Raw genomic sequence first — 10,042 nt, forward strand, 5'->3', positions numbered from 1 at the left:
TCAAACATTTTTGGTAAGACCGCTCCCACAGTTATAACGCCGTAAATAGGATTTACCCTGGATAAAAATTCCTGACTTGTAGATGTAGAGCTACCGTGGTGTCCTACCTTTAATACGTGTGCCCCTATATCAATTCCTGATTTTACAAGGCTTTGCTCCCCTTCAAATTCTAAATCGCCGGTAAAGAGAAAGCTTATTCCTCTATAACTCATCCTGATCACAACAGAGTTGTCGTTGCCTGAAGAAAGGGGTGCGTCCTTTGGCGGGTGCATCACTTCAAAAACCGCACCATCCACCACAAAGCTGTCTCCCCTGCCCACCTGGATAGTTTTAATTCCCTTAAGCCTTGCAATTTCAAGCATTTCTCTGAAGTTTGCGGAATCCTCCGGCAGGCCGTATACGATGTTTTTAACTCTTATGGATCTTAATAGCGACAACAGCCCTTTGGCGTGGTCGTCATCAAAGTGGGTAAAGACAGCAATGTCTATCTCCCTGATTCCTTTTGAATAAAGTAGGGGCAAAATTATATCTTCTCCGGTATCAAAATCGCTGTTTAAATAAGCTGGCGTGCCTCCGCCATCAATCAATATGACCCTGTTTCTTTCAGTTTGGATGAGAATTGAATCCCCCTGCCCAACATCGATGAAAGTCACTTCGAAGGTCCCAAATGGCCACAGGGCAGGAAGTAGGGCAAGAGCCAGCAACGCAAGTGCAATTGCCTTTCTGTGATTCACAAGATATTCTTTGGAAAAAGGTGCTAAGTCAAAAATCAAGGCTAGGGAAAGATAATACAAAAATGTGCTGATAATGGGCATGGCGGGAACTACCAGTGTTGCAAAGGGGAACCTGGAACTTACTAGGATTATTTTTTCTACAATATATAGCAGAAAGCCTGGAACCTTTATCAATAAAGCTCCCAATGGTTCAAAGCAAAGGCCGGCAATTCCGGAAATTAAGCCACCAATTAAAATAATGCTTACCAACGGCACCACTAAAAGGTTGGTTATAAAACCTACCATAGATATGTTGTAAAAATGGTAAGCTAAAAACGGTACTGCCGCAAGCTGAGCCGCCAGCATCACGGTAACGGATTCCTTTAGGTACTTCGGCAGGAAATGAAAGAGGCTTTTAACGGGATTGTAAAAGAGAATTATGCCCAGGACTGCCGCGTAGGAAAGCTGAAAACTGACGGAAAAGAGGGTCAGAGGATTTGCCAAGAGCAAAATTACTGCCGAAAAGCTCAGGCTGTTTAGCGAGTCGTTTTCCCTTCCCACTACCTTAGACAGCATGAACACCATTATCATGATGGCAGCCCTTGTCACGGAGGGCGAAAGGCCTGTCATGAAACTGTAAAATATAATCGCCAGGCTTTCGATGGCAAAAGCAAGCTTCCTTGAAACAGCTAGCCTGTCAAAAAACAATTCCAGAGCAGCGTATATTACACCCGTATGGAGGCCCGACACCGCCAGGGCATGGGCTACGCCGCTTTCTCTTACCGCCTTCATGGTTTCCCCAGGAATGCTATCCTTGATTCCCAAGGTGATGCCAACCAGGAGTGAAGCAAGATTTGGAGGAAGGTACCGTTCATAAAATGCAATCAAGCGCTGCCTTAAGTAAAAGGCAGCTGCTATGAAAGGATTGGCTCTCTCTTTGCCTATTACTTCTATTTCCCGAGAAAACATAGTGGCTGAGATGCCCTTTTGCAAAAGATAAGCCCTGTAATCAAAGCCGTTGGGGTTTCGGCGGCCCTGGGGGAGTTTTAATTTCCCTGAAAACTTTATAATATCACCGTAATGCAGCACTTTGCCCTTATCATCCAAAAGTGTTGAAAGCCTTACTTTTCCGCTAATAGCTTTATAAAATTCCCCATCTTGAATATATAAACCTTTAACCTCGTACACTAGCCTTTCATTTTTTACTATCGCATCCCTTACAATTCCCACTATAACTTGCCGCTCTCCCGCAAAATTTACGATTGTGCCGGGAATTCTCTCCAGCCTATAGCAGTAATAGGAAGCCCCGAACAGGATTATAGATGCAGCAAGAAAAATCACCCTTGCCTTTTTATTTTTACTCATGCAGCATGCCAAAAGGCAAACGATTAATGCGAAAAGATAAATACCGAAAGCTTTTATGAAATTGCCTAAAGTTATTCCCAATACAAAAAAGACCGCAATAAACAAGAAAGGCCGATACATGAGCTGCACCCTGCACAAAGGTTATTTACAGAATGTATTTAGTTCAATTTCCTCGCTTAATTCATGAGCATTTCAACACCTTGCAATCCTTGTCTTATTTTACCAAATATTGCTAGATTTTTTCTACTCAAATCTCTCCTCTTTTATACTCATTCCAGAATGATTACCGTCTGTTTGAGCTTGTACTCTTCTCAGATTTTAAAAATTACAAGTAGATTCCGTAAAAAAAAGCCACATACCATCCCTCATAGTTAAGTTGAGCATTTTAACTCACTTGAGGGATAGGCTTATGGCTTATTTAATCTTTTTTAATAATTTTAGAACTTTAGGTGCTCATAATTTGCTTACTTTACAATATGTGTTCCCTCAAAATATCTTCTATTTCCTGAGTGGAAATTTTAAATGTTGGGAAGCCGTACGCATAAGGCGCCAACTCATACAGCTGGAAGTATATCACCAAGCTTCTGTTTTCAATGTAAAAGTCCTGGTCAGGTTTAATACTGGTGAAATCAACTATTACCGGTATATCCCTTTCCTTGATCTGCCGTTTTATTATTTCAGTTAGGCGATTCACATACTTTGACCTTTCTTTAAACAAGTCCTGAAGTCGGTACAGTCTGCCAGTTGTCACATCAAAAGTCACCGATTTTAATACCGTCATGCCATGAGCTCCGCCAGAAAACCAGTAAACTTCAATTGAAATGCTCAATATGCCCCTGTTATTTGTCCTTATATAATATCTTCCCGTCACCTCAGTTATTGGATTTTGGTAATAATCGGTCTGCTCTATTAAGCTATTCACCAGGCTCATAAGGACCGAATTAATGTACTGCTGTGCACTCTTATTCTCCAAACCCTCCACTAAAGGATATTCAACATCCAGCCTTTCTTTCTTTATTCGGCGAGTTTTAATCATTACAGGCAATTGATTTTGCATCATGATGCCTCACCCCTCAACAATGAAATGACACTTTATATAATCTATTCCGAAACAAAACCATTTGTTATAGCAAAGATACGCTGGAAAAAGCTCTTTTCCTGAACATAATGACCAATATTACGCTTACGGTTATGAATGAGCGCTCGTTTTTATGTTCTAAAAAAAAAATAAGCGGTGGCAACCGCTCATGTTAATTTGGCGCAAATAGAATATCGATGTGTTACACAGCTGATTGTGAAGACTTGTCTTCCACCACCCGTTTGTGGTACCGGTAAATCATAGTTATAACTTCTTCACGGGTGCAGGCATCCCCGGGCCTGGTCCAATCGGTGATTCCCTCACTTTTTGCCCAGTCCCATGCCTCCTGTGCCCAGGTTGAGGGTTTATCCTTATCCCCATCCTTTTTTTCATTTAAGTTTTCAAGCTCCGCCTGTACCATGTTCAAAAACCTCTGCCAACCCATATCCAGGGTCCTGTGGGGACAGTATTTGCCCGAAAAATCCTGATGCTTTTTCACACGATCAATTCCCCAATCCTTCTCGTTTAATTTATATGCAATAAATTTGGCAGCTAACTTTTCGGCTTCCTTGAATCTATCTCCACCCGATTTGGAATAACATATCTCGACGCTCAACCCTTTTCTGTTCCCTGGCCCGTTTTCTCCGTCTCCTGCGTGCCAAGCATTGCGGTCGTCCGGTATGCCCTGGACAATTTCCCGGTCATCTACCGCATAGTGAAAAGAAACTTTGTCATTGTTCCTTACCATGTATGACACTTCATTCATGGCACTGGCGTCATTTGCAGTGTTGTGAACCACGATAAACTCAGCAGCCATGGGATAAGGGCATTTAATAGCGTATTTAGTTGACGGCACTAAATACTGTACTATTTCATGGCTCCACCTCTTTAAAAAACGATAAGGGAATTTATACAATAACTTATAAATGAGTAAAGTCTCTTGCATATTTTATGCGGTTGATACCGTAACAGTTCTTTAATTATATATTCCTTGCAAACAGTAACAAAGCAAAAGTCCATATCGCATCTTATTTATCTTATATAGTTTTCTTTTATGTATGTTCTTAAATTCGGAGGGGCGGTAATCCTCCTCAATTCACTGAGTAGAATTATCGCCCCTACGTTAAATTTACTCTTTAAATATCTTTTCAGATATTATAAGATATCCCATTGCAATTTCGGGTTCTCCGTACGTACCTAAATATTCAACTTCAAAATTATATAGCTTTCTTCAATTTACTATAACTCTATAGTACCGGTTAATAAATGCCTTTTGACCGGGCACTTCAAACTCGAGCTCAAAATATAAATCTGCTGATGAAACTAATCTAATATTTTTCCTTTAATGTAGCCCCTCCTGCAATATATCCTTATTTGCAAATATAAGTGGGTGATGAGATCAAGTAGCAAAAGCAAATAAAATCTATAATTACTCATCACTTCTTTGTTAGAAAGCATCCTCCGTATAAATCTCATCCTGTATATTGCTGACAACAGGCAAAAATGAGCATTAAACATTGATCCCATAATATAAAAAATACGCTAGCTCAATTACAATTAATTAGTATATTGCGTCTTTAACGCCGATTTTTGCAGTATTGTTAATCTTTGTCCTGGCATTATCGTCGTTTAGGCTAATCTTTAAACTTTTATTCTTCAAATGTTGACCTTATATAAAATTGCAATAAATTTAAGGGGAGCATTAGAATTTTTCTCCAATGCTCCCCTTGGTTTATCTTGTGCTCTTTTCACATCACTATAACGGTCCCGTATTCCTTTACTTCAATCTGCTGCCCGGTTTTTACATAATCTAAAAATTCACTCCCCAGCTGATCAATTGTCACTATGGTTTTTTGATTCCATACTTCGCACAGGATAATCCCCGCTGCTGCCAGGGAATCTATATGTTCGGAAAAGAGCATGGCTTTTGGCCCGATGCCCAGGTTCGCAACGCTCTGTAGTATCATGCCACCTGTGGTAGAGCCAATGGTCTGGGGAAGACAAATAATCTTGCCTGCCAAATCCTTGCCGAAGATGTCTTTATTGTTTTGATCGGAACATATTGCTGTATTGCTTCTTTCGCCCAAGGCCTTTAAATACGATGCCAGCACGTTAAAGCCCTGATGTGTCACTACACTTTCCCCTGTTACATTTCCACCTATCACAACTCTTCCTTTAAATGTCCTACTCATCACCTGCACCTCCCTGCACGATGCCAGTTACTATAATGTCCAGCACCTCATCATCAAGGAAGAATCTTGCCGTAGAATATGTCCTCAGCTTGTTGGAATTGGTTATAATGGGCTGCTTGGAGCATTCCGGATTGCTCATATACATGAGGGGGCATATATATGTGAGGTGAAGTCCCATATCTATTAATTTTTGGTAGGCCTCCTCGTCGGTCTTAAAATCCGAGATTACGTCCGGAGCCGCACACAGCACCGTATCTATCTCAACCTTATCCTTGCCTGCCTTGGCAAGCCTATGTGAAACTTTTTCAATCCACTCGTAAATCTGGTTTTTGGAAAGGTGCGGGCATCCTATGAAGCATTTGGCAGGCTTTGCGTTTAAATCCTTCCAAAGCACGGGGTAAGATTTTATGACCCTTTCGATTTCTTCGTCATCTATCATATAGGTCTTGTAATCTTTTACCAGGAGATCTCTGCCCTGCTCTATGGCTTCTGGAGTTATGTTCTCCACGTGGTATAGGCCCACAGCGCCATTTGATGCGCTGGCTGCCCCCATATCTTTAAGGTAATCTTCCGTAGTGCTGTTTAAGCCCTTCCCCAGGAACTTATCCAACCCCACGATGTATGGCACATCTTCCACGACCTTCATGCCGATGGCGCTTCCAAGGACCTGAGCATTTGGCAGCTTGGAAGTCTTTACTTCCACAAGCCACTTAGCCCGCCTTCCCTCATCTGTCACCAGTCCAAACTCAGGAACCTTGCCCAAAATCCCGCACAAGAGCTCAATGATGCCGGAGGTCCTGTTGGTCCTGGCACCGATTACGGAATTTGCATACACAACGGCAGAGGATTCAGCCCAGGACAAGACCTGGCCCCTTTTGGGAACATTTCCTACCTGCGGCATGTAGCAGGTGCAGGTAAAAGCATTGTCATTTTTTAAACCAAGTTTTCTCAGCTGCTCTTCGTACCTGGCCTGATTGCTGTAGAGGACACTAAAAATCTTCTTTTGAACATCGCTGCACTCCACGTTTTCAAAGTCCATGGGCCTCGGATCCACGGTAAAAGGTGCTTTTGCCTTAACTCCAGCCTCTATCAGTTCATCCATCATATCAAATACCGTTTCAATTCCCGAAAGGCCAAAGGAAGTGACCAGGTGAACGGGGCCATCTATGGGGATAAGCCTTTTGGCTTCAAAGGCTTCCCCGTAGAGCACCACCGATTCTAATATCTTCCGCATGACTTCCCCGTGTTTGCCTTCCAGTATCTCTTTCTCCTCATCGCTAAGTTCCATCTTGTACTGTCTCACGGATGTCATACCCCCTTATATATTCCTCGCTACCTCGTAGGCGTCCCAGATGGCGTACATGATGTTCTGCACTTTTCTTGCGTCTCCCAGGAGGTAAGTCTCCGGATAGTTCCTGGCAATTTCCTTGTAAAGGTCGTTCTTTGGATTGTAGCCTATAGCAATGACCGCGCTGTCTGCGGGAATCGTCTCTTCTCCGGATTCGGTCTTTATCACAACTTCATCATCTTTTATGGAAGCTACAGAGGCTTTGGTCTTTATATTTACTTTGTAATAAGCCAAGAGGTCCTTTAGCATGGCTGAATTCATGTGGGGTATCGGCAAGCCGGCTGACAAAATCTTTTCCATTACTTCCACAATTGTAACCTGTTTGCCCTGCTTGGCAAGCCAAAGGGCCAATTCGCAACCCACCAGGCCACCGCCTACTACTACCACGCGATCGCCAACTTTTGCCTTTCCTCTCAGCACATCAACAGCCTCAACCGCCTTATCGATGCCGGGGACATTTAAAGTTTTTGGCACGGAACCCGTAGCCACGATAACTACATCGGGATGGATTTTGTCCACCAAGTCCTTTGTCACTTCGGAATTCAGGTTGACGTTTACCATCAGGTCTTTTAGCTGTTTTTCATACCAGCTAACTAGCCTCAAATCTGCTTCTTTAAAGTCAGGCACTCCTCCTGCCAAAACTACACCACCTAGGCTGTCGCTCTTTTCATAGAGGCTGACCTCATGCCCCCTTAAGGCACTGACTCTGGCCGCTTCCATGCCTGCAACTCCGCCGCCGATGACCATGACCTTCTTTGGCTTTTCAGCAGGCGTAAGACCATATACCGCTTCCCTGCCGGCCTGGGGATTTACGGCACAGGATATGGGCTTTATCTGGGCGATTCTGCCCATGCATCCGTCGTGGCAGCAAAGGCAGGGGCGAATATCATCCAGTTTCTCCGCCTTAATCTTATTTGGCAATTGTGGGTCGGCCAGCAAGCCCCTGCCGATAACTATGGCATCGGCCATGCCTTCTTCCAGGGCGCTGCTTGCTAAATCCGGATCTTCCATTCTTCCAGCAACCAGGACCGGGACCTTAACAACTTCCTTTAACTTTCCGGTCAGGTGCAGGTAAAGCCCCTTCCTCTGATACATGGGCGGATGGTTCCAGTACCATGAATCGTAGGTGCCTGCATCGGCATTGAATGCATCGTAACCCGCTTCTTCCAGGATCTTGGCTACCTGTAGCCCTTCTTCCGTGTCACGACCAAGTTCCTCAAACTCTTCCTCGTAGAGGCCTCCTTGCCTGATACCCTTAATGTAGCTCTTTACGCTGTACCTCAGGGATACTGGGAAATCATCTCCACAGGCCTTTTTAATGGCTTTAACTATTTCGATGAGAAATCTCAGCCTTCCCATAAGGTCGTTGCCGTATTTGTCGGTCCTCTTGTTAAAGAGAGCTATGGTAAACTGGTCCAGCAGGTAGCCCTCATGGACTGCGTGAATTTCCACTCCGTCAAAGCCTGACATCTTGGCAATTACCGATGCCTCGGCAAACTTCTTAACTATATATTCCACTTCCTCGGTTGTCAGTTCGCGGCATTTGATTTTAGGGTTCCAGAAGTTTTCAATGGGGGATGGTGCTACCGCATCTCCTTTAAGCACTGCAGGGATTGCCACCCTTCCGAAACCTGCGGTAAGCTGCAGGAAGATCTTTGAGTCATACGCATGGACCCTTTCAGTCATTTGAGCAGCAGTTTTTATAAAGCTTGCAGGATTTAATGTGGGACATGGCATGGATGGCATAACCTTTTTTTCAACTTCATTTTCCACATAGCATATACCGGTGATTATTAGGCCGGTCCCACCTTTTGCCCGCTCCACATAATACTCTACGCCCTTTTCGTTAAAGGCCCCGTCCTCGTTAGAAAGGCCTCCCGGCCCCATGGGCGCCATTACAAATTTGTTTTTAATCTCAAGCTTCCCGATTTTAAAAGGTTCAAACAGATTGTTGTATTTGGACGTCATCAACATAACCTCCCATTAATTATTTTTGGCTTTACTTAATTTGTGAAGCAATTATCATACCAAGTATTGGGATATGTGAAAAAAGTCACGAAACCGCCTCATGGCAAGGATTTTAATAAAGTATTCCAAAAACAAAGCAAGCCCTTGTGAACCGAAATTGGTTCACAAGGGCTTTTGTGCAAGTGCTTTTCTATAATTTTAAGCTTTTTAGGCGAGTAAATTATGTTTCACCTGAACCGCTACTGACTCGGGTAGCCTGTTCACCAAAAAATTTTTTTAGTTTTCTTACTACGGAAGTCTGGCTTATGCCTAAAGCCCTTGCAATTTTCCTGGTGGACCCATAGCGTTCCATAGCAAGCATGAGCAGCTTCCTTTCCGCTTCATCCACCAGACTTTCCAAGGGGACTACATCTTTCACAATCACTTGGTATTTCTCGTTAGGAGACCAGCTAATCATCTCCTGGGGCAGGTCTTCTTCCGTAATCAGGTCATCTTCAGTGAGAACTACCAATCTTTCAATAAGATTTTTTAACTCCCTCACATTTCCCGGCCAGTTGTATGCTTCAAGGGCCTTTAATATGCTGGAAGATAAGGTTTTCCTGGCATTATACTTGTTGTTAAAATAGTTGAGGAAGTGAAGGGCCAGGGGGATTATGTCCTTTTTTCTCTGGCGAAGGGGCGGCAAAAACAGGGGAACCGTGCTTATCCTGAAGTACAGATCTTCCCTAAAGAGGCCTTTACTAACCAAGTCCTTTAAATCCTTGTTTACAGCAGTAATCAACCTGAAATTAATTTTTTTGGTCTTTTCACCGCCCAGTCTAGTCAGCTCATAGGTCTCCAGGACTCTCAAGAGCTTTCCCTGAAGCCCCAGTGGGAGGGAATTTAGCTCATCTAAAAACAGGGTACCCCCATCAGCCAGTTCTATTAATCCGATTTTACCACCCTTTTTAGCTCCTGTAAAAGCACCTTCCTCGTAGCCGAACAGTTCTTCCTCCAGCAGGGCTTCAGGAATTCCGGCACAGTTTATCGAAATGAATGGGTTCTTGCTCCTTGAGCCCAGCTCATGAATTAATCTTGCAACTACTTCCTTGCCGGTACCGGATTCTCCCTCAATTAAAACATTAGAGTCAACCTGGGCAAGGCGAAATGCCAGCTGCAGCACTTTTTGCATCTCTCGGCTTTCTGCAATAACTTTTCCAGAATATCCCCTTTCTTTTATGAGCTCATAATAGTACTGCTTTGAAAGGGTTTGGGCCTTGTCGCACTCATTCTGGAGATAGATCAAGTCGGTCATGTCCCGCACATTTGCCACTATAAACTTGATATTGCCGCTGTCATCAAATATGGGAGTAGCTGTCACCATGATTTCCTTTACGGT

Annotated in this window: 7 protein-coding genes; all 7 read right to left on the bottom strand. The window is 43.6% G+C overall.

All coding sequences use genetic code 11. From position 1 onward, the window contains the following. Positions 1–2,198: DNA internalization-related competence protein ComEC/Rec2 (locus tag JT739_RS08155; protein ID WP_237660612.1), on the bottom strand; the 2,198-nt coding region annotated here is incomplete at its 3' end. 349 nt (positions 2,199–2,547) lie between these two features. Continuing rightward, the gene (locus tag JT739_RS08160; RefSeq protein WP_237660613.1) at positions 2,548–3,138 is read right to left on the bottom strand and encodes a DUF3298 and DUF4163 domain-containing protein; all 591 of its coding nucleotides are present in this window, start codon (positions 3,136–3,138) and stop codon (positions 2,548–2,550) included. A 220-nt stretch (positions 3,139–3,358) separates the two neighbouring features. Beyond that, positions 3,359–4,012, bottom strand: a complete 654-nt coding sequence (locus JT739_RS08165) for an N-acetylmuramoyl-L-alanine amidase family protein (protein WP_370642610.1) — start codon at positions 4,010–4,012, stop codon at positions 3,359–3,361. An 892-nt stretch (positions 4,013–4,904) separates the two neighbouring features. Next, positions 4,905–5,348 (bottom strand): aconitase X swivel domain-containing protein, encoded by a 444-nt coding sequence (locus tag JT739_RS08170; RefSeq protein ID WP_237660614.1) that lies wholly within the window; start codon positions 5,346–5,348, stop codon positions 4,905–4,907. Then, positions 5,341–6,651 (bottom strand): aconitase X, encoded by a 1,311-nt coding sequence (locus tag JT739_RS08175; RefSeq protein ID WP_237660615.1) that lies wholly within the window; start codon positions 6,649–6,651, stop codon positions 5,341–5,343. The genes JT739_RS08170 and JT739_RS08175 overlap by 8 nt, the downstream gene beginning before the upstream one ends. A gap of 15 nt (positions 6,652–6,666) precedes the next feature. After that, on the bottom strand, positions 6,667–8,664 hold the full coding sequence (locus tag JT739_RS08180; protein WP_237660616.1) for an FAD-dependent oxidoreductase: 1,998 nt from the start codon (positions 8,662–8,664) through the stop codon (positions 6,667–6,669). Between the two features lie 220 nt (positions 8,665–8,884). Then, the coding region (locus tag JT739_RS08185; RefSeq protein WP_237660617.1) for a sigma-54-dependent Fis family transcriptional regulator at positions 8,885–10,042 on the bottom strand (1,158 nt) is incomplete at its 5' end.

Source organism: Tepidanaerobacter sp. GT38, from assembly GCF_021991635.1.
Lineage (GTDB): Bacteria > Bacillota > Thermosediminibacteria > Thermosediminibacterales > Tepidanaerobacteraceae > DTU063.

Excerpts from the sequence above, each read along its gene's own strand:
- JT739_RS08160 (WP_237660613.1), bottom strand. The coding sequence starts at position 3,138 with ATGATGCAAAATCAATTGCCTGTAATGATTAAAACTCGCCGAATAAAG.
- JT739_RS08170 (WP_237660614.1), bottom strand. The coding sequence starts at position 5,348 with ATGAGTAGGACATTTAAAGGAAGAGTTGTGATAGGTGGAAATGTAACA.
- JT739_RS08180 (WP_237660616.1), bottom strand. The coding sequence starts at position 8,664 with ATGACGTCCAAATACAACAATCTGTTTGAACCTTTTAAAATCGGGAAG.